The organism is Uliginosibacterium sp. 31-12, from assembly GCF_030548425.1.
Lineage (GTDB): Bacteria > Pseudomonadota > Gammaproteobacteria > Burkholderiales > Rhodocyclaceae > Uliginosibacterium > Uliginosibacterium aquaticum.
This window is the reverse complement of record NZ_JAUOOA010000005.1, coordinates 305,263-323,704: the sequence shown is the minus strand read 5'-3', so window position 1 is coordinate 323,704 and position 18,442 is coordinate 305,263. Positions and strand designations below refer to the sequence as shown.

Sequence of the window (18,442 nt, the reverse complement as noted above, 5' to 3'; positions counted from 1 at the left end):
GCGTTCAGGGGAGGGCGCCAGAAGGCGCAAAGGGCTGCCGGATCTTGCTTAGCCCCCGGATCTGCCTGCGCCAGAAGGCCTGGCCCGCAGATGAAAACTGGATATGGCTGCTTGTGCAGCTTCTGGGGAGATATGTTACCGAAAACAAATTAGATGTTTTCGGTAACTGTCTGGTTTTTTTAAGTCTGTTGCTTTTGTGCAAACGCAGCGTCTGTCGATGGGCAGGCAAGGCTCCCGCTCTGTGGCGCGTGTGCGTGGGCGATTGAAGCTGTGCAGGGGAGATCCAGACCGGCAGGGTGCCGGTCTGGTGGGGGGATGGTTTGTGCAGCGCTGGCCGAGGCGGCCGGCGTCTTAACCGGGGCGCGGTCCGGCGACGATCAGCGCTCAGGCCAGTGGTGTGCCAGAAGTGCCTGATTGACTTTGCAGAGCGCCTGAAGCGCGGCTACGTCCGCACGCATGCCGGGCGTTCAGCCCAGGCGTTCCTCACGCATGGCGCGCTTGTTGATCTTGCCGACACTGGTCTTGGCGAGTGCCTGTACGAATTGCACCTGAAGCAGCACGCCGTGGCGCGAGATGCCGGTAGCTTCGATCAGGTGGGCCGAGAAGTTGCGGATCGTGTGCTCCGTCACCTTGCCCTCGAAATCTGGCTTCAGCACCACCAGGGCCAGCGGGCGTTCGCCCCACTTTGCGTCCGGCACACCGATCACGGCCACTTCGAGCACGGCTTCGTGCTTGCCGACTACGTCTTCCAGCGCCAGTGAGGAAGTCCATTCGCCTGCGGTCTTGATCACATCCTTGATCCGGTCGGTGATCTTGAGGAAGCCGCGGGCGTCGATGTGGCCAATGTCCTGGGTGTGGAGATAGCCGCCATCCCACAGGTGTTCGGAGGCTTCCGGTGCGCGCAGGTAGCCTTGGGTGAGCCAAGGCGTACGCACGACGACTTCGCCGGTGGCGGCACCATCGTGCGCCAGCTCCGCCATGTGCGGATCCACCACGCGCAGATCAACCAGCGGCATCGGCCGGCCGGTCTTGGCGCGCAGCGTGGCCTGCTCTTCGGTGCTGCGTGCCAGGTCGGCGCTGTTGAGGTTGGCCAGGGTCAGCACCGGACAGGTTTCGGACATGCCGTAGCCGGTGAACAGATCGATGCCGCGAGCCATCGCGGCGATGGCTTGGGCCTGCGGCAGGGCGGAGCCACCGATCACCACCTTCCAGCCGGAGAAATCCACGCTTGCGGTGTGTGGATGGGTCAGCAGCATGTGCAGGATGGTCGGTACGCAATGCGAGTAAGTGACTTTTTCCTCGCGGATCAGGCGCAGCAGGCTGTCCGGCAGGTACTTGCCGGGATACACCTGGCGCAGGCCCAGCATCGTCGCCAGATACGGGAAGCCCCAGGCATGCACATGGAACATCGGCGTGATCGGCATGTACACGTCTTCACGGTGCATGCGCCCCTGGCCCGGCGCGGTGCCCAGCGCGCTGGCCAGCGACAGGGTGTGCAGCACGAGCTGGCGATGGCTGAAGTAGACGCCCTTGGGCTCGCCGGTGGTGCCGGTGGTGTAGAACACGGTGGCTTGCGCGTTCTCGTCGAAATCAGGGAAGTCGTAGTCGGCCGCTGCCGCACCGAGCAGGGCTTCGTATTCGCCAGCGAGGGGGACCGGTGCTGCCTTGGGGGCCGCCTCATCGCTGATCAGCACGAAATGCCGTACCCGCGTGAGGCGGGGGGCGATCGCGGCGAGCAGCGGGAAGAACTCTTCGTTCACCAGCACCACATCCGCCTCGGCATGGTTCAGGGTGTAGAGGATCTGCTCGGCCGAGAGGCGCACGTTCACGGTCTGCAGGATCGCACCCATCATCGGCACGGCAAAGAAGCACTCGAGATAGCGGTGGCTGTCCCAGTCCATCATCGCCACGGTCTGGCCGGCTTCCACACCCAGAGCGCCCAGGGCATTGGCCAAGCGTCCGAGGCGCTGGCGGAATTCCCGATAGCTGTAGCGCAGACCGCCGCGATAGCTGATCTCTTGATCCGGCGCCGTGGCCAGCGGGGTGTGCAGCAACTGCTTGATCAGCAGCGGATAAGTGTAGGCAGACGGCGTCGACTGGATCAGTTTGACCGGCATGAAGATGTCTCCGTTTATAGGTATGACGGAGCGTCTCGCTCCGTACGGACGCGCATCTTAACGCCGGTCAGTACCTCTTGTGGCAGGGCGTCAAAGCCTGCTCAGGCGGCGATGCTCACGCGCAGGCTGGCCGTGTAGCCCGTGGCTAGATCGCCGCTCACGCTCGCCATCTGCAGTGCGGCGCTATCGTCGCTGAACACGTTGTCGGTGCTTAGCGAGATGGCCGCCAGATTGGCCTGGCTGCTGGCGTAGCCGCTGGCTGAGCCATATACCGTGGCGCAGCTGGAGGCGGGCAGGGCGAGCTGGGAGGTTTTCACATCGTTATTGCCACTCACGGCCGCGGCCAGTGAGGCATATACCTCGAAGTGGATATGCGGCCAGCGCCCGCTGTAGCAGCCGGGGAAGATGCTGGTGAAGCGGACTTCGCCGTTGGCGTCGCTGACCTGCACCCCGCGCAGGTAGTTTTCTGCTGTGATGCCATTTGAGTACAGCGAGTAGTTGCCATCGCGATTGCAGTGCCATAGATAGACGGCGTAGCCAGCCAGGGGGGTGCAGGCGGTGTTGGTGAGCGTCAGCACGAGGGTGAGCGGCACGCCGGCAGCCACGCCACTGGCGCTGCCAAAGCTCGCGCGGATATCGCTGCGCACGATGCCGCTCTGGGTCAGGACATTCACCAGACCGCTGCTGTTGCTGTTGGTGCCATCCGCGGGATAGGGGCCTGCTGTTTCGCCCGGAATGTTCGAGCAGGCGCTGTTGCCGGAACTGGCCGAACTGCTGCGCGCGCTCGATGCCGAGGCGCTGCTTGTGGCCACGCTGCCACTGACACTTGATGCGGTGCTGGCCGAGCTTGCGCCAGCTGAATTGCTGGCTGCGCTGCTGCTGGCACCGCCACCGCCGCACGCCTGCAGCAGGGTGATCAGACCGAAGCCGCTGAGGCCTTCGAGCAGCAGGCGGCGGCGCAGGTCCGGTGGCAGGTCGGCAAAAGACTTGTCCATGAGGCTCTCCTTGGGTGTGGTGGGCATGCGGTCGTTGCCGCATTGCCGGAGATCCTCGCATCGCAAGCTGTTAAAGCGTTTAAAGGTCGGTTGGTGTTCGCCTCCGGCCGATGACCGGAGGGGTGTGGCTCAGGAGTGGTGAGCTTGCTGCAGGGCGATCAGTTCCGCTTCGCTGAAACCGGCAGCGCGGCGTGCCTCGAGATTGAAGGGGCCGCGCGGCAGGTTTGCGGAATAGTTGCGCGCCAGGCTTGCGAAGGCTTCGAGCGGATCGCGTCCGGCGGCTTCACACAGATGTTTGAACCAGCGGTTGCCGATGGCGACATGGCCGATCTCGTCGCGCAGGATCACGTCCAGGATCTCGGCACCACGCATGTCTCCAGCGCCGATCAGCTTGGCACGGATGGCGGGGGAAACGTCCAGCCCGCGTGCTTCCAGCATGCGGGGGACGAGGGCGAGGCGGGCAAGCAGGCTGTCACTGGTTTTGGCCGCCATTTCCCAGAGGCCGTTGTGGGCCGGAAAGTCGCCATAGGCGTGACCCAGGCTGGCCAGATGCGCACGCAGCAGCTCGAAGTGGTCGGCCTCTTCGCGTGCCACGCCAAGCCAGTCGCGGTAGAAGGCCGCAGGCATGCCGGCAAAGCGCCACACGATGTCCAGCGCCAGATTTACCGCGTTCAACTCGATATGCGCCAGGGCGTGGATCAGGGCTGCGCGGCCAGCAGGGCTGGAGAGTGCGCGCTGTGGCACATCGCGCGGCATCACCAGCTGCGGACGCGCCTCGCGGCCTGGCAGTGGTGTGGCGGGCTGGAGCAGGGCGGCGGTATCGAGTGCGCAGTCTGGCGCGATGGCCCGCAGGGCTGCGCATTTCGCGTCGGGCGAAGCGGTGGCAAGGGCGGCGAGGGCCAGCTGGCGCAGTTCGGGCATGGCGGCATTTTACGTTGCAGCGCGTTTGCCGGATCGTCTGCAGCCTAGAATGAATTCTCAAGCCCGCAAGGAGGTCAGCATGGAAGCTCCCGTCCATTCGATGAACGCGCTGTTTGCGCAACTGGGCCTGGCTGCGGATGATGCGGCCATCAACGCCTTCATTGCCGCGCATGGCCCGCTGCGAGGTGACGCCCGGCTGGCGGAGGCCTCTTTCTGGTCGCCCTCGCAACGCGAGATGCTGCGTAACGAGGTGTGTGTGGATGCGGACTGGGCGGGCGTGATCGACCAGCTTGATGCGCGCCTGCGCGGGCATGCCTAGGCCGCTGCTTGCATGAAAAAGGCCGGATGCTGGGCATCCGGCCTGGTTCTGTGGCGGAGACGGAATCAGAAGGGCGCTACGCCTGCGGCCTTCCACGGATCAATCTTGTCCACGCCCGCGGCAGACATGACCTTGACCGGAATGCCCGCCGGATTTTCCACCGCGTAGCTGTAGTAGCTCGCCGGATCGAAAGCGCTGCCACGCGTCTGCAGGCTGCCCGAGTTCTCCAGCACGTTGTTGCGCTGAACCAGATCGCCCGGGCCGGATTCGGCATAGCCCACGTAAGCCGGATAGAGCACATTGCGGAAGTAATTGCCTTCCACCACCACGTCTGCCTCCATGGTCGAGGCGATGCCATAGAGCTTGTTGCCATCGTAGAAATTGTTATAGACGTGCACCTCGCCGAAGCGCACGCGCGGGTGGCGCTGATCGGTCTGGAACCAGTTGTGGTGGATCGAGGTTTTCAGGTAGCCGGTATCCGTGCTGGCGCCATCGCTGTGGCCGATCAGCATGGTCTTGCTGTGATTCTTGAAGTGGCTGTAGCTGATCGTGATGTGGGAGGTCTGGCGGGTGATGTCGAAGAGCCCGTCATGCTCGAGGCCGTCCGGATACACATCGCCGTCCGAGAACGTGCAGTGATCCACCCACACGTGGTGGGTGTTCTGGTTGATCTTCAGGGTGTCGTCCGGTGCGCCCTGGAAGAACACGTTACGGATGATGATGTTCTGACGCTTGTAGATCTCGAAGCCGCCATTGATCAGCTTCGCACCGGGCAGGCCGACCACGGTCTTGTCCGAGCGCAGCGGCACCATGCCCTGCATGTCGATCACCCCGTTGATCAGGATGATCAGCTTCTCGTTGCTGTCCGTCAGCGCCTTCAGATCGGTCAGGTTGCTCACCTTTACCGCCCGCCCGCCGGCACCACCGGTCGTCGTGGCGAGGCCGAAGGCCGGCGCGGCAGCGAAACCATCAACGGCATTCAGCGTCGGGTCCACTGCTACGCTTGATGCCGCAGCGCTGCTGGCCACCGCGCTGGAGGCAGCACTGGACGCGACGCTGGATCGGGCTGAACTGGAAGCGGCCGATGAAGCCTTCGATGAGGCGGCTGATGACGCCGCCACGCTGCTGGACGAGGCGCTGCCGGCCGCCATCGAACATTCATTGGTGCCGCCAGCAACGCGACCGCCGAAGGTGGCCTCGGCGCACAGGAAAGTGCCACTCAGCGTCTTGTAGAAAAACTGGTCGGCACGGCCAAAAGCCACCTGGGTATTGCTGGCCACACTGCAGGTCTTGCCCTCGTTGCAGATCGTGGTGAAGCCTGCCGGCCGGTTCGCTGCCAGCGCGCCGCTTGCGAGTAGTGCAAGCACCACCCCGGAAACCAATCGCTTGAACATGATTCCTGACTCCTTTGAAGTGTCTCCATGACTTGCAGCATCTGAAGGCTGCTCGGCATATGCGGAATGCGTATGCCTGATCAAGATGGTTGGCCGGGATCCTCAAAGCAAGAATAAGTGTCGTCACCTCGACCGACAGGCGACGAGTGGAAGCCTCACGAGGGGGTGGGTGATGATTTTGGTGATTGCGGTGTTTTTATTGTTCCTGCCGCTTGGCCGTGCATCGCAGTGCTGGCTGTGCGGCAAGTCTTGAGCGGAGAGTGGTGCTTGCCGCGCCCGATCCGTTCCGGAACTGCGTCACGACCTGCGGAAATCTCCGCCGGACGCGCTTGACGCTGATCCCGCCCGGAGATTAGTTTGTAAAAGTTACTGCCCGGCCCGGGCGCAAGCCCGGAGCCTGCAACGATGGTGGTAATGCTGTGGTTCTGCCGCAGCCATCAAAACAAATTGGAGACAAAACATGTTCAGCAAACTTCTGCTTGGCGGCACCGCTGCCTTGCTCGCGATGACCCACGCCCATGCCCAGACCGTGACCGGCTGCGGCACAGAAACCAGCAACCTCACGGCATCCAAGGTGTATTACGTGACGCCGAGCGCCTCCAGCAGTGGCGCCGGCACCAGCTTCTCGGCGCCGATGAGCTTTGCCACAGCGCTCTCGAAGGTGAGTGCAGGGCAGATGATCCTGCTCCAGCCCGGCACCTACAGCATCGCCTATACCGCCGGGGCCAAAAACACCATCACCCTGTCGAAGTCCGGCACCTCCGCTGCGAAGATCTACATGGTGGCCGCCAATTGCGGCCGCGCGGTGATCGACTTCTCCTTCCCCGCCAATACCTATGTCGATAGCTCTTACGGCTTTTATGTGACCGGCAGCTACTGGTATTTCAAGGGCATCGCCGTGACCCGCGCCGGCTACCAGGGCGCCTACGTCACCGGCGCCTACAACACTTTCGAGAACGCCGCTTTCTACAACAACCGCAACAGCGGGCTGGAGATCAACAAGGGCGGCTCCTATACCACGGTCATCAATACCGATTCTTACGAGAACTACGATCCGAAGAAACTGGGTGGCATGGCGGACGGCTTCGCGTCCAAGCAGACCCAGGGCCCCGGCAATGCCTTCTACGGCTGTCGTGCCTGGAATAACTCCGACGATGGCTTCGATACCTTCGACAGCACCCAGAAGGTCATCATTTCCAAGAGCTGGGCCTTCAAGAACGGCGTCGATATCTGGGGCTACGGCGGTTTTGTCGGTAACGGCAATGGCTTCAAGCTTGGTGGCAACAGCGTTGCCCAGAACAACGTGATCACCCAGTCGGTTGCCTTTGGTAACGTCAAGAAGGGCTTTGACCAGAACAGCAACACCGGCAGCGTCACGCTCTACAACAACACGTCCTACAAGAACGGCATCAACTACGGCTTCGGCCAGCCGGTCGCTTCGGGCTCCAAGCACATCTTCAAGAACAACATCTCGCTCTCGGGGACCAGTGCGGACAGCATCGCCAATGCCACTTCGAGCAACAACACCTGGAACAGCCTGGCCGCCAGCAGCTCGGATTTCGCCAGCCTCGACACCAGCCTCGCCACTGCCGCGCGCAATGCCGATGGCAGCCTGCCGAGCAACAACCTGTTCCGCCTCTCGTCTTCCAGCAAGATGATCAACAAAGGCGTGAACGTAGGCCTTTCCTATCTGGGCACGGCCCCGGACCTGGGTGCTTTCGAGCGCCAGTAAGCCGGCCCGGCGGGGCGATCGAGCGCCCTGGTAGCACAGCAAGCACGCCGCAAGCCGGCGTGCTTTTTTTTGCCCGCCGCTGGCGTGTTGTTCGAATGTAAAGATATATCTTTGTTCTTGATAAGAGTAATTCTTAGATATATCTTTTGTTCATGGCGTTCATCCGGACGCCGATGTAACAAGACATAGGAGCACGACATGCGAGGCATGCATCACGGCCATGGTGGCCATCCGCACGGAAAACATCATCGGGGCGGCCCGATGGGCGAGGGACGCGAATTCAGGGGCGGCGGCATGGGTAAGCGGATGTTCGAGCACGGGCATCTGAAGCTGCTGGTGCTGAGCCTGCTGCAGGAGCAGCCGCGGCACGGTTACGAACTCATCAAGGCCATCGAGGAGCTGGCCGGTGGCGATTACGCGCCGAGCCCCGGCGTGATCTATCCCACTCTGACCCTGCTCGAAGAACTCGGCCAGGCCAGCGTCAGCGAACACGGCGGCAAGAAGAAGTACGCCATTACTGCCGAAGGCGCCGTGCTGCTCGAAGCCGAGCGTGAAACACTGGAGCGCATCCGCGCTCGTCTGGCTGCGGCGGGCTCGGTGGCGGATGCCCGGCGCTCACCCGAGCTGCAGCGTGCCATTCACAACTTCAAAATGGCGCTTCATCTGCGTCTTGCGAAGGGCGAGCTGGATGCTGAAGCCACCGCCAGGATCACCGCCGCCATTGATCATGCGGCCCAGGAAATCGAGCGCAGCTGAGTGCTGGCGCAGACAGGAGAAACAGCATGAGAAAGCATCACTATCGTGTCACCCTTGAGCAACTGCCGCAGGAAGGCAGCAGTTTGCCGGAGCGCGCCCCGCTGAGTTTCGTAGCGCGCTGCCATGACGACATTTTTGCCATCGTTGAGCGTTCGCGCCAGCGCGGCACTTTGTCCGCCGACGATGCGGCCGCCATGGCGGTAGGCCTCAAGTTGCTCGGCGAAATCGTGTTGGAGCATCGCAACGACCCGCTCTACAGCGAGCTGTCCCAGGGCATCGGCGCCTTCATCAAGAAGCTCAAGTCGGGGGGCTGACCCGTGGATGGCGCCCAGCCTGCATGGCTGGCTGGTGCCGGAGGAGGCTTGTGCACCGCCCGGTTCGGCGGGCGATCCCCGCAAGCGGCTGGCGCAGCGGGCTCAGCCTTGCCAGACGCGGACGGCAGGCACGCGTTACAATGCGCGCTTCACTTGATTTCCTGTCCGAGACGTCTGACGTGACCGCAACCATCCTCCAGAAGATTCCCGCCGGCGAACGTGTCGGCATCGCCTTTTCCGGCGGCCTCGATACCAGCGCTGCCGTCCACTGGATGCGCGGCAAGGGTGCCGTGCCCTGTGCCTACACCGCCAACCTCGGCCAGCCGGACGAATCCGATTACGAAGAGATTCCGCGCAAGGCCAAGGCCTACGGCGCCGAGATCGCCCGCCTGATCGACTGCCGCCCGCAGCTGGTGGCTGAAGGCATTGCCGCCATCCAGTGCGGCGCCTTCCATATCAAGAGCGGTGGTGCCACCTACTTCAACACCACCCCGCTGGGCCGTGCCGTGACCGGCACCGCGCTGGTCGTGGCGATGAAGGAAGACGGCGTCAACATCTGGGGCGACGGCAGCACCTACAAGGGCAACGACATCGAGCGCTTCTACCGCTATGGTCTGCTCGCCAATCCGGCGCTGAAGATTTACAAGCCTTGGCTTGATCAGAGCTTTATCGACGAGCTGGGCGGCCGCAAGGAAATGAGCGAATACCTCATCGCCAACGGCTTCGACTACAAGATGAGCGTCGAGAAGGCTTATTCCACCGATTCCAACATGCTCGGCGCCACGCACGAAGCCAAGGATCTGGAATTCCTGAATGCCGGCATGCACATCGTCAAGCCGATCATGGGCGTGGCCTTCTGGCGTGATGACGTGGTCGTCAAGACCGAAACCGTGACGGTGCGCTTTGAAGAAGGCGTGCCGGTGGCCATCAACGGCCAGACCTTTGCCAATGCGGTTGAGCTCTTCAACGAAGCCAACATCATCGGTGGCCGTCACGGCTTCGGCATGTGTGACCAGATCGAAAACCGCATCATCGAAGCCAAGAGCCGCGGCATCTACGAAGCCCCGGGCATGGCGCTGCTGCACATCGCCTATGAGCGCCTCGTCACTGGCATTCACAACGAAGACACCATCGAGCAATACCGCATGAACGGCATGAAGCTCGGCCGCCTGCTGTATCAAGGCCGCTGGTTCGACCCGCAATGCCTGATGCTGCGCGAAACCGCCCAGCGCTGGGTGGCGCGCGCCATCACCGGCGAAGTCACGATTGAACTGCGCCGTGGCAACGACTACTCGATCATGAACACCGAGAGCCCGAACCTCACCTACGCGCCGGAGCGCCTGTCGATGGAGAAGGTTGAAGACGCCGCCTTTACCCCGGCCGACCGCATCGGCCAGCTGACCATGCGTAATCTGGACATCTCGGATACGCGCCAGAAGCTCGGCATCTACTCGCGCTCCGGCCTGCTCGGCGCGCAATCCGAAGGCAGCATCCCGCTGCTGACGGGCGGAGAAGAGAAGAAGTAAGCGATCACGCTCGCTCCCAATGAAAAAGCCCGCTTCAAGCGGGCTTTTTCATTGGGGCTTTCCTCGTCTTAGCGCAGCACACGGTGGCCGGCTGCTTCGAGCAATTCAATACCTCGCTCGGCTACTGATTGCAGCAGCAGAAGGTGGTCCGTGTCGTAGCTGGACACCACGTACACCCCGAGGCCGGCTTCCGACAAGGGCCGCACGATCGCCAGCAGGATGCCGTACTCATCAAACGCAAAAGGCCCTTGCAGCTTGAAGCAGCGCCAGGGGCCGGAGCTTTGCGCGTTCGCAGGCACACGTGCAGCGAGACAGGTGATCGACAGCTCATCGTCCGTGCGGCTGATCGAGACGAAGCCTTCGCCATCCGCCCAGTCGGGGATGGGCGAATCTGCAGCGAGTCGTGCGACCGCATAGTCGCCGCCGAGCTGGCGCAGGGTCTGGGTCTTCATCTTTGTGGTGTGTGCCATGCGGGGTTCTCCAAAAGAAAAAGCCCGCATGACGCGGGCTTTTTTTCAGGCTGGAAGCCGGAGCTTCGATCAGGCCAGAATGCTCTTGATGTAAGCCACGATTTCCTGGTCTTGCGCGTTGGCGAAGAACAGTTCCTGGAACTTCTCGCCAGCAACGGCGGCCTTCAGCAGGTCCTGGTCGATGGCCTTCAGTGCGTCCACGAAGCTCTTGGTGGAAGCAGCCTTCACGTCGCGCAGGATGCCGCGGTTCTTGGCCATGATGGCAGCGCGTTCCTTGGGGTAGCCCAGGCCACGTTCGCCGTCGAACAGCTTGCGGTAGCAATCTTGCAGGTTCAGCTCGGCAGCCCAGCCGAAGCCCTTGGCGTAGGGCATGGAGATGGCGTTGCCGTCGTTGATTTGGCCGAACAGGAAAGCGTCGGTCGGGTCGATTACCAGGCCGCAGAACACGCCGGGCATCGAGTTACAGGCCAGCATGGCGCCCATGCCGGTGCCGCAGCCGGTCACCACGAAATCGGCAGCCTTGGAGTTCAGCAGGATGCCGGCCAGGATGCCGTTCATCACGTAGGTGAGCGAAGCCTTGTCTTCCGGGGTGTACATGCCGTAGTGATGCACGTTGTGGCCCAGGGGCTCGGCGACGGTCTTGAGTGCGCTGTGAACGATCTCGGACTTCGCGGCTTGGCTGTTTTCGATGATGAGAGCGATCTTCATGGAGTGTCCCTTGATGTCTAAATATCGACGCGAAGCGTCGGTTGCGAAAAGATGCTGAGCCCCTTTGCACGGGCTGCCGGCGCGCTGCCGGAAGTCCGTCCGCCCGAGGCGCGGCGAAACGCCCTAGGGTAAACGCGAGCCGCCCCAAATGCAAACCCGAGCGCGCGGAAATTCCCCTTGCGCAGGCAAAGAAGCGCCGGGGCTTGGGCTGGGTCAGTTTCGTTGAAGGCTTCGTGCGGCTCATTCAGGCCGGATGCGCCGCGCCCTTGGCGAGCTTGACAGGCTTCACTACGGCAACTAATTTACCAGTCGGTTAAATAATATTCTGAGCACCATGCCTCGCGATGATCTGAGCACAACCTTTGCTGCCCTGGCAGACCCGACGCGGCGTGCCATCCTGGCGCGCCTGGCGCTGGGGGAGACCAGTGTGTCGGAGCTGGCTGAGCCCTTCGAAATGAGCCTGCCGGCGGTCACCAAGCATCTGAAGGTGCTGCAGCGGGCAGGGCTGGTCACCCAGGGGCGCCAGGCGCAGTGGCGACCCTGCCGGCTGGAGGCTGCTCCATTGCAGGAAGCGGCCGGCTGGATCGAGCATTACCGGCAGTTCTGGGAGCAGCGCCTGGATCGGCTGGAAGACTATCTGCGCGACCTGCAGGCGGGCCAGACCCGCACCTGAAACCTCATCCCAAAAAAATTGCCGGCATGAACCGGCGCCCGACCGATCTGGTCCATCAACAGAGAGAGAAACAAACCATGAGCACAGGAACCGTTCGCCTGCATCGCGTGCTGCGCACCACGCCCGAGAAGATCTACCGCGCCTTCCTCAGCGCCGAGGCGCTGGCCAAATGGCTGCCGCCCTATGGCTTCGTGTGCAAGGTGGAGCAGATGGATGCGCGCGTCGGCGGCCGTTTCCGGATGTCCTTCGAGAACTTCACGAACGGGCAGGCGCACAGCTTCGGTGGCGAGTATCTGGAGCTGATTCCGGGCGAGCTGATCCGTTACACCGACCAGTTCGATGATCCGAACCTGCCTGGCGAGCTCCGGGTCTCGGTGGTGCTGAAGCCTGTGGTATGTGGCACCGAGCTGCAGATCGTGCAGGAAGGCATTCCGGCCGTGATTCCGGTTGAGATGTGCTACCTGGGCTGGCAGGAGTCGCTGGCGCAGCTGGCCAACCTGGTCGAGCCTGACATCAAGGAGTAAGCCCCCTCAGGCAGGCTCTCTGATCAAACCCACAACAGGAGCATCGGCATGAAATACAGCGGAAGTTGTCACTGTGGTCAGGTGAAATTCGAGGTGGAAGGCGAACTCACGGGCGCAATGGCCTGCAATTGTTCGATCTGCCAGCGCAAAGGGGCGCTGATGTGGTTCGTGCCGCGGGCGAGCCTGCATCTGCTGACTCCGGCGGACGCGCTGGCGACCTATACCTTCAACAAGCACGTCATCCAGCACCGCTTCTGCAAAACCTGCGGCATTCACCCCTTCGGTGAAGGCGTGGGGCCGGGTGGGGCCGCCATGGCGGCCATCAATATCCGCTGCCTGGAAGGCATCGAGCTTGATGTGCTGCCCATGCAGCATTTCGACGGGCGTTCAATGTAAGAAGCTGCTCACGATCTTACTGCGAAGCCGTGATCAGGGCTCATGCGCTGCTCGGAATCCTCATTTATCAACATAAACTCTGGTTCCTGTGCGGCTCTTCACCCTGCTGACGGCCTCTCGCTACAGATCGTGAGCAGCTTCTAAGCGCCTGTGTGCTGTCAACAGAGAGAAGCCACCATGACCATCCTGAACACCTATCTCAACTTTCCCGGCACGGCCGAGGAAGCCTTCAACTTCTACAAGTCCGTTTTCGGTGGCGAATTCGCCACCCTGATGCGTTACAAGGAGGGTCCGGGCTGCCCCGAAGGTGGTGAGGTGCCGCCTGAGCTGGGCGACAAGATCCTGCATATCGCCCTGCCCATCGGCGCCAACATGCTGATGGCCAGCGATGCTGTGCCGCCGCTGTGCCCGCCGGTCACGACCGGCAGCAACGTGTCCCTGTCCCTGCACCCGGAGAGCGAGGCTGAAGCGCGCCGCCTGTTTGCAGCTCTGGCTGAAGGGGGACAGGTGCAGATGCCCTTCCAGCCGATGTTCTGGGGCGCCTTGTTCGGCATGTGTGCGGACCGGTTCGGCATCCTGTGGATGGTGAATTTCGAGCTGCCGAAGGCCTGATCGATGGAGGCTCCCCGCATGCCGCAGGCGGTGCCGGACGACAGCGCCAGCGAAGTCTTGATCACACGCTTGCTCGATGCGCCGCGCGAGCTGGTCTTTCGCTGCTGGACCGAGCCGGAGCACGCCGCCCGCTGGTGGCTGCCGCCGGGCTTCAGCGCCACCGCCTGCGAGATTGATTTGCGCGTGGGTGGGCGCTTCTACATCGGCATGCGCAGCCCGCAGGGCGAGGACTATCCCTGCGAAGGCGTCTATGAAGAGATCCTGCCGCCCGAGCGCCTCGTCTATCGCGGTATGGACGATGATCGCCACGCTTGTGGCAGCGGCCTGCCGCCACGCGGCCGGGTCACCGTGCTGTTTGGCGTGCAGGGAGGCCAGACCCGCCTCAGCATCCACGCCCGTTTCAGCTCGCCCCAGGCCCGTGCAGCGGCCATGGCCATGGGCTTTGACAGTAGCTGGCAAGGTGCGCTGACAGGCTTTGCGATCTACCTCCGCCAACTGGTCTGAGCGCTTCAGCCTGCCTTCTTGCCTCTTACGCATGGCGGGGCGCGCTGCCCATAGTGGCCTCATGGATTAAATGTTTGTTACATGAGTTGCGGGGAGGGGACGATACCTCTCCCCGGAGCACTGGCCCGTTTGTGCTCACGCCGTGAGCCTTTGCGCCGGCCGAAGGGCCGGCTATACAGACCTGACTGGCGCACCTGAAGAGGCTTCGCGATCGGAGGCTATTGACTTTTTGTGCACTGCAGCTAAAGGTATACCCTATGTATGCCCTTCGGGGTAGGTGAATCAAACGGCCCGTCCTCCGGCGGGTCGGGCAGCAGGCAGCGAGCAGCAGGAGGTGCAGCATGGGTGCAGCGGAACGAGTCAATTCACGGCGCAGCGGCAGTGAGCCGGATGAATCCAACAGTTCGCGAGGCCCCGTGGCCTTCGCGCTGGGTGGTCTGGGAGGCGGCAATGCCTTCGGTGCAGGTTTTCTGGCGGCCGCCCAGGAACGCCATGTGCGCCCTGCGGCGATCAGTTGTACCTCCGGCATGATCGTGTGGACGGCCCATTTCCTCGCCGGCCATGACCTGCGCGAAAAACTGCGCGAACAACTGGCCGAGATGCCCAAGGCCGCTGAATCGGCGCCTTTCGGCAATCAGTGGATGCTCGCCAAGGGCCTGCCCGGCGTGTTCCGCCCGGCGATGCCGGAGTACTGGGAGCGCTGGTCCTTCCTCTCACCTTTCTCCGAACCCAAGGAGTGGGCCGACCGCCTACTGCCGGCGCAGACCTGGGTGCCCACCCGCTCGCCCGAGTATTTCCAGTTCGTGGCCGATACCCTCGCCGAAAGCGACACGGCGGTCATGTTCAATGCCTTCTGTCCGCCCACCGGGCAGGAATTCCTGTTTCTCAATGCCGCCGCCTGTAGCCGGCTCGGCGTGAGCTGGCACGAGCAGACGCCCGGCACCGTCTACATGCCAATCACCGCCGAGGGCGTTGAAGCTGCGCTGCATCTCTACAGCTATGGCTACACGCGCACCTACTTCGGCATGCACCTGATCGATGGCGCCTACCACCGCCAGTTCATCCTCAATGAGCTGTGCGACATGGACCCGCGCCCCTCCACGATCTGGGTCGTGCGGCCGCAGAACTCGCGCTGGATCGGCGAAATGCCGGATAACTACTTCGAGCAGCGCGACATGGAAACCGAGATCGGCATGAACAGCTCCTATGCCATGCAGGTTTCACGCATCGAGCTCATGAACAAGCTGGTGCGCGATGGCCATATGAAGGATGGCAGCCTGCGCCCGATCCAGCTTGAGCCCTTCCAGTTCGTCGGCAAACGCGGCTACTTCGATTACTTCATCGAGAGCGAACACGTTTTCGATACGGCCTTCCACCGTGCGCTGGACCAGTTCGTGGCCCGCCATGGCTGGCAGAGCGCCCGGCTCGCGCTCGCGGGCTAGGCGCGCAGCCGGGCCCGCCCGCTCTGAGCCGGCCGGCGGCTGAACGCCGGCTGGCCGACGCAGTCTGGGGCGTAGTTGCTTCCATTCCTGTTCTCCCAAGCTGCTGGCAGCCGCCGTGCCGGTTGATTCGGCACGCCTGTCGTGGCGGCTCGCCCGCCCGGATGTAACAAATCCTTACCCGGAGAGCAGGCCAATACCCGATAAAACTGCTCAACCTTAAGGCGGGTGTGTCGATAAAACCTGGATAAGAGCGAAAAGCCAGACCCCCGCAACGGAGCCCCACGTGAATCTCAAAAAACTCTCGCTGGCCCAGCAGTTCGTGACCGTTTCGGTCGCCCTCTCGGTCCTGATCATCGGCGCCCTGGTCATCCAGGTTTCGCTCACCTCCCGCGCCAGCCTGCTTGAAAGCATGCGTGATGGCCTGCGTGCCCAGGTCCAGGGCTCGCGCCAGCTGCTCGAAAACGCCTACCAGATCTCCGCCTCCCAGACCGACCGCGTCTCGAACATCCTCACCGAGGCCTTCCCGGAAGGTTTCAGCGTCGACGCCGCCGAGCGCATGCCCACCGGCAAGGCCGACGCCCCGGTACTGCGCTACAAGGGCCAGGCGCTGAATGCCGATTACCGCGCAGTGGATGCCTTCTCCAAATCCACCGGTGGCGTGGCCACGATTTTCGTGCGCGATGGCCAGGATTTCGTGCGCGCCACCACCTCGCTCAAGCTGGAAACAGGCGAGCGCGCCATCGGCACCAAGCTTGCCCGCGATCATCCGGCCTATGCCCGCATGCTGGCGGGGGAGAACTACCTTGGCCTGGCCACGCTCTTCGGCCGCAACTACCTGACCAAATACGTCCCAGTGCGCGGCAGCGATGGCCAGACCAATGCCATCCTGTTCGTCGGCTTTGATCTCGCAGACGTCTTCACCAGCCTGCGCAGCGCTCTGCGCACCGGCCAGAACGGTGACGAAACCTTCGTCGCCTTCAGCAGCGGCGCGCGGGCCGGCAACCTGATGTTCCACCCCACGCTGGAAGGCAAGTCGCTGGTCAAGGAGCTGCCGGACGCTGCCGGCCAGCCCGTGTTCGATCCCCTGCTCAAAGAGCGCGAGGGCGTACTCGAATACGCCCCCGCCGGTGGCGGTGAGCATCGCATTGCGGTGTGGGAGCAGTCCGAAGCCTGGGGCGGTGTGGTGGTCGCCCGCACGGGCGATATCGAGGTCTACACCCGTGCCGGCACGGCCCTGCGCAACGGCATCATCATTGCCGGCGCGCTGGCCGCGATCCTGCTCAGCGTGCTGCTGTGGCTCTTCATCACGCGCCAGTTGCGCCCGGTCAGCGCCGTGGTGGCTCGTCTGCAGAAAATCGGCGAAGGGGATTTCAGCAGCACCGGCAGCGGCCAGATCGATCCGCAGACCCGCAATGAGCTCGACATCATCAGCATGAGCCTCGAAGCTACCGTGCGCAGCGTCGGCAGCCTCGTCGGCGAGCTGCGCAGCAATGCCCAATCACTCACCGAAAATGCACACGGGATTGCCGGGGCTGCCGCCAGCGTGGCCCAGGTTGCGGCTAGTCAGACCGATGCCGCCATGAATGCCGCCACGGGCGTGCAGCACATGACCGAATCCATCGCCAGCGTCACCGCCTCCTCCGAAAGCGCCCAGGAACTCGCTTCCCGCATGCTTGCCTGTGCAGACAGCGGCTTCACCGAAATCTCCGTGGTGCGCGAGCACATCACTCGTATCGAAAACGCCGTGGGTGGCGCCACCGCCCAGATCGGCAAGCTCGATGGCGATGCCCAGAGCATCAGCGCGGTCGTCTCGATCATCAAGGAGATTGCCGACCAGACCAATCTCCTCGCGCTCAACGCCGCCATCGAAGCCGCCCGGGCCGGCGAGCAGGGGCGTGGCTTTGCCGTGGTGGCCGACGAAGTGCGCAAGCTCGCCGAGCGAACCGGCTCTTCCACCCAGGAAATCACCGCCATGATCCACTCCATCCAGAGTGGTGCCCGGGTGGTGTCCTCGGCCATGGAAAGCGCCGTCACCCTGGTCAATGAAGGCGTCACCGCCGTCGAGCGCGCACGTGGCGTGATCGACGAAGTGCAGCACGGTGCCACCGCCATTGCCACCGCCACTCAGAGCATCGTCGGCGCCCTGCGCGATCAGAACGCCGCCAGTGGCCGCCTTGATGCCGAAGTGCGCCACATCGCCGAACTCTCCGAAAGCACCACCGAAAACGCCCGCGCCTCCTCCGGTGTGGCCGATCAGCTCCAGGAAATGGCCGACGCCATGAGCGCCTCGATCTCGCGCTTCCGTATCGATTGAAAGGGCAGGGGAGAAGCTGACGGAAGCGGGGCAACAAGCCAAGCCGCTTCCCTCGTAGGTGCGGCTTCAGCCGCACGGGCCACTGCATTCACTCCGGGCCCAGCCGGCTGAAGCCGGCCCTACACCAACACGCGCCCAGCCCCAACCCGGGCAGCGCCCCCGAACCCGCCCGGCATTCCTATCGAAACCCGTAGGTGCGGCTTCAGCCGCACAGGCCCTAGCATTCAATCCGGGCCCCGCCGGCTGAAGCCGGCCCTACAGAAACACGCGCCCAGCCTGGGCCCGGGCAGCGCCCCCGAGCCTGCCCGGCATTCCTATCAGAACCTGTAGGTGCGGCTTCAGCCGCACTGGCCCTAGCATTCAATTCCGGGCCCGCCGGCTGAAGCCGGCCCTACACCAACACGCGCTCAGCCCCGGCCCGGCAGCGCTCCCGAGCCCGCCCCGCATTCCCATCGGAACCCGTAGGTGCGGCTTCAGCCGCAAGGGCTCGCGCTCAATTCGGGCCCCGCCGGCTGAAGCCGGCCCTACAGAAACACGCGCCCAGCCTCAGCCCGGGCCGCGCCCCCGAGCCCGCCCGGCATTCCTATCGGAACCCGTAGGTGCGGCTTCAGCCGCACAGGCCCTAGCATTCAATCCGGGCCCCGCCGCCTTGTGCCGAAGCCCGGCTTCGTATCAGCCGATTCGCCGTGCATTTGTTCACGCCGAACAACAAATTCCCCGCAGAC

Annotated in this window: 18 protein-coding genes; 12 read left to right on the top strand and 6 right to left on the bottom strand. The window is 63.2% G+C overall.

Translation table 11 applies throughout. From position 1 onward, the window contains the following. Positions 1 to 467 precede the first annotated feature (467 nt). The 3 genes from Q3Y64_RS12030 to Q3Y64_RS12020 all read right to left on the bottom strand — a co-directional run bounded on the left by Q3Y64_RS12030 (position 468) and on the right by Q3Y64_RS12020 (position 4,033). Positions 468 to 2,117: a fatty acid--CoA ligase gene (locus Q3Y64_RS12030; protein ID WP_303562152.1), complete on the bottom strand. Its 1,650-nt coding sequence runs from the start codon at positions 2,115 to 2,117 to the stop codon at positions 468 to 470. 101 nt (positions 2,118 to 2,218) lie between these two features. Next, positions 2,219 to 3,112 carry an intradiol ring-cleavage dioxygenase gene (locus Q3Y64_RS12025; RefSeq protein ID WP_303562151.1) on the bottom strand — a complete coding sequence of 298 codons (894 nt, stop codon included), beginning with the start codon at positions 3,110 to 3,112 and terminating at the stop codon, positions 2,219 to 2,221. A 129-nt stretch (positions 3,113 to 3,241) separates the two neighbouring features. Further along, entirely contained in the window at positions 3,242 to 4,033 is a 792-nt protein-coding gene (locus Q3Y64_RS12020; protein WP_303562149.1) for a ferritin-like domain-containing protein, read from the bottom strand. A 79-nt stretch (positions 4,034 to 4,112) separates the two neighbouring features. Between Q3Y64_RS12020 and Q3Y64_RS12015 the strand changes: the two genes are divergently transcribed. Beyond that, complete coding sequence (locus Q3Y64_RS12015; RefSeq protein ID WP_101941662.1) at positions 4,113 to 4,352, top strand: DUF2789 domain-containing protein; 240 nt, start codon at positions 4,113 to 4,115, stop codon at positions 4,350 to 4,352. Between the two features lie 65 nt (positions 4,353 to 4,417). Here Q3Y64_RS12015 and Q3Y64_RS12010 read toward each other — a convergent pair whose 3' ends face one another. Further along, positions 4,418 to 5,746, bottom strand: coding sequence for a polysaccharide lyase family 1 protein (locus Q3Y64_RS12010; RefSeq protein WP_303562146.1), 1,329 nt, complete (start codon positions 5,744 to 5,746; stop codon positions 4,418 to 4,420). A 460-nt stretch (positions 5,747 to 6,206) separates the two neighbouring features. Here Q3Y64_RS12010 and Q3Y64_RS12005 point away from each other — a divergent pair, with 460 nt between their 5' ends. From Q3Y64_RS12005 to argG, 4 genes are all read left to right on the top strand, one after another. Beyond that, complete coding sequence (locus Q3Y64_RS12005; RefSeq protein WP_101941196.1) at positions 6,207 to 7,478, top strand: right-handed parallel beta-helix repeat-containing protein; 1,272 nt, start codon at positions 6,207 to 6,209, stop codon at positions 7,476 to 7,478. Positions 7,479 to 7,676: 198 nt separating this feature from the next. Continuing rightward, positions 7,677 to 8,234, top strand: a complete 558-nt coding sequence (locus Q3Y64_RS12000) for a PadR family transcriptional regulator (RefSeq protein ID WP_101941195.1) — start codon at positions 7,677 to 7,679, stop codon at positions 8,232 to 8,234. A 26-nt stretch (positions 8,235 to 8,260) separates the two neighbouring features. After that, positions 8,261 to 8,548: a DUF3861 domain-containing protein gene (locus Q3Y64_RS11995; RefSeq protein WP_101941194.1), complete on the top strand. Its 288-nt coding sequence runs from the start codon at positions 8,261 to 8,263 to the stop codon at positions 8,546 to 8,548. Positions 8,549 to 8,688: 140 nt separating this feature from the next. Next, a complete protein-coding gene (gene argG / locus Q3Y64_RS11990) occupies positions 8,689 to 10,074 on the top strand; it encodes an argininosuccinate synthase (protein ID WP_303562143.1) in 1,386 nt (461 codons plus the stop codon). A 68-nt stretch (positions 10,075 to 10,142) separates the two neighbouring features. On the opposite strand, the gene Q3Y64_RS11985 is transcribed toward argG, so the two are convergent. Both Q3Y64_RS11985 and Q3Y64_RS11980 read right to left on the bottom strand, forming a co-directional pair. After that, on the bottom strand, positions 10,143 to 10,544 hold the full coding sequence (locus Q3Y64_RS11985; RefSeq protein ID WP_303562140.1) for an ACT domain-containing protein: 402 nt from the start codon (positions 10,542 to 10,544) through the stop codon (positions 10,143 to 10,145). Between the two features lie 69 nt (positions 10,545 to 10,613). Then, the gene (locus Q3Y64_RS11980) at positions 10,614 to 11,252 is read right to left on the bottom strand and encodes an RpiB/LacA/LacB family sugar-phosphate isomerase (protein WP_101941192.1); all 639 of its coding nucleotides are present in this window, start codon (positions 11,250 to 11,252) and stop codon (positions 10,614 to 10,616) included. A 334-nt stretch (positions 11,253 to 11,586) separates the two neighbouring features. Here Q3Y64_RS11980 and Q3Y64_RS11975 point away from each other — a divergent pair, with 334 nt between their 5' ends. The 7 genes from Q3Y64_RS11975 (at position 11,587) to Q3Y64_RS11945 (ending at position 17,717) form a co-directional block, all read left to right on the top strand. Next, positions 11,587 to 11,925, top strand: coding sequence for a helix-turn-helix transcriptional regulator (locus Q3Y64_RS11975; protein WP_101941191.1), 339 nt, complete (start codon positions 11,587 to 11,589; stop codon positions 11,923 to 11,925). A 77-nt stretch (positions 11,926 to 12,002) separates the two neighbouring features. Further along, complete coding sequence (locus tag Q3Y64_RS11970; RefSeq protein ID WP_101941190.1) at positions 12,003 to 12,449, top strand: SRPBCC family protein; 447 nt, start codon at positions 12,003 to 12,005, stop codon at positions 12,447 to 12,449. Positions 12,450 to 12,497: 48 nt separating this feature from the next. Next, on the top strand, positions 12,498 to 12,845 hold the full coding sequence (locus Q3Y64_RS11965) for a GFA family protein (RefSeq protein WP_101941189.1): 348 nt from the start codon (positions 12,498 to 12,500) through the stop codon (positions 12,843 to 12,845). A gap of 177 nt (positions 12,846 to 13,022) precedes the next feature. Then, the gene (locus tag Q3Y64_RS11960; RefSeq protein ID WP_303562135.1) at positions 13,023 to 13,457 is read left to right on the top strand and encodes a VOC family protein; all 435 of its coding nucleotides are present in this window, start codon (positions 13,023 to 13,025) and stop codon (positions 13,455 to 13,457) included. 3 nt (positions 13,458 to 13,460) lie between these two features. Continuing rightward, the gene (locus tag Q3Y64_RS11955) at positions 13,461 to 13,961 is read left to right on the top strand and encodes an SRPBCC domain-containing protein (protein WP_303562133.1); all 501 of its coding nucleotides are present in this window, start codon (positions 13,461 to 13,463) and stop codon (positions 13,959 to 13,961) included. 341 nt (positions 13,962 to 14,302) lie between these two features. After that, entirely contained in the window at positions 14,303 to 15,403 is a 1,101-nt protein-coding gene (locus Q3Y64_RS11950) for a hypothetical protein (RefSeq protein WP_101941186.1), read from the top strand. Between the two features lie 283 nt (positions 15,404 to 15,686). Continuing rightward, positions 15,687 to 17,717, top strand: a complete 2,031-nt coding sequence (locus Q3Y64_RS11945; protein ID WP_303562130.1) for a methyl-accepting chemotaxis protein — start codon at positions 15,687 to 15,689, stop codon at positions 17,715 to 17,717. Positions 17,718 to 18,442: the final 725 nt, after the last annotated feature.

Coding starts and splice junctions, on each gene's coding strand:
- Q3Y64_RS12005 (WP_101941196.1), top strand. CDS start 6,207: ATGTTCAGCAAACTTCTGCTTGGCGGCACCGCTGCCTTGCTCGCGATG.
- Q3Y64_RS12025 (WP_303562151.1), bottom strand. CDS start 3,112: ATGGACAAGTCTTTTGCCGACCTGCCACCGGACCTGCGCCGCCGCCTG.
- Q3Y64_RS11960 (WP_303562135.1), top strand. CDS start 13,023: ATGACCATCCTGAACACCTATCTCAACTTTCCCGGCACGGCCGAGGAA.
- Q3Y64_RS11970 (WP_101941190.1), top strand. CDS start 12,003: ATGAGCACAGGAACCGTTCGCCTGCATCGCGTGCTGCGCACCACGCCC.
- Q3Y64_RS12000 (WP_101941195.1), top strand. CDS start 7,677: ATGCGAGGCATGCATCACGGCCATGGTGGCCATCCGCACGGAAAACAT.
- Q3Y64_RS12010 (WP_303562146.1), bottom strand. CDS start 5,746: ATGTTCAAGCGATTGGTTTCCGGGGTGGTGCTTGCACTACTCGCAAGC.
- Q3Y64_RS11965 (WP_101941189.1), top strand. CDS start 12,498: ATGAAATACAGCGGAAGTTGTCACTGTGGTCAGGTGAAATTCGAGGTG.
- Q3Y64_RS11955 (WP_303562133.1), top strand. CDS start 13,461: ATGGAGGCTCCCCGCATGCCGCAGGCGGTGCCGGACGACAGCGCCAGC.
- Q3Y64_RS11950 (WP_101941186.1), top strand. CDS start 14,303: ATGGGTGCAGCGGAACGAGTCAATTCACGGCGCAGCGGCAGTGAGCCG.
- Q3Y64_RS11980 (WP_101941192.1), bottom strand. CDS start 11,252: ATGAAGATCGCTCTCATCATCGAAAACAGCCAAGCCGCGAAGTCCGAG.
- Q3Y64_RS12030 (WP_303562152.1), bottom strand. CDS start 2,117: ATGCCGGTCAAACTGATCCAGTCGACGCCGTCTGCCTACACTTATCCG.
- Q3Y64_RS11985 (WP_303562140.1), bottom strand. CDS start 10,544: ATGGCACACACCACAAAGATGAAGACCCAGACCCTGCGCCAGCTCGGC.
- Q3Y64_RS11975 (WP_101941191.1), top strand. CDS start 11,587: ATGCCTCGCGATGATCTGAGCACAACCTTTGCTGCCCTGGCAGACCCG.
- Q3Y64_RS12020 (WP_303562149.1), bottom strand. CDS start 4,033: ATGCCCGAACTGCGCCAGCTGGCCCTCGCCGCCCTTGCCACCGCTTCG.
- argG (WP_303562143.1), top strand. CDS start 8,689: ATGCGCGCTTCACTTGATTTCCTGTCCGAGACGTCTGACGTGACCGCA.
- Q3Y64_RS12015 (WP_101941662.1), top strand. CDS start 4,113: ATGGAAGCTCCCGTCCATTCGATGAACGCGCTGTTTGCGCAACTGGGC.
- Q3Y64_RS11995 (WP_101941194.1), top strand. CDS start 8,261: ATGAGAAAGCATCACTATCGTGTCACCCTTGAGCAACTGCCGCAGGAA.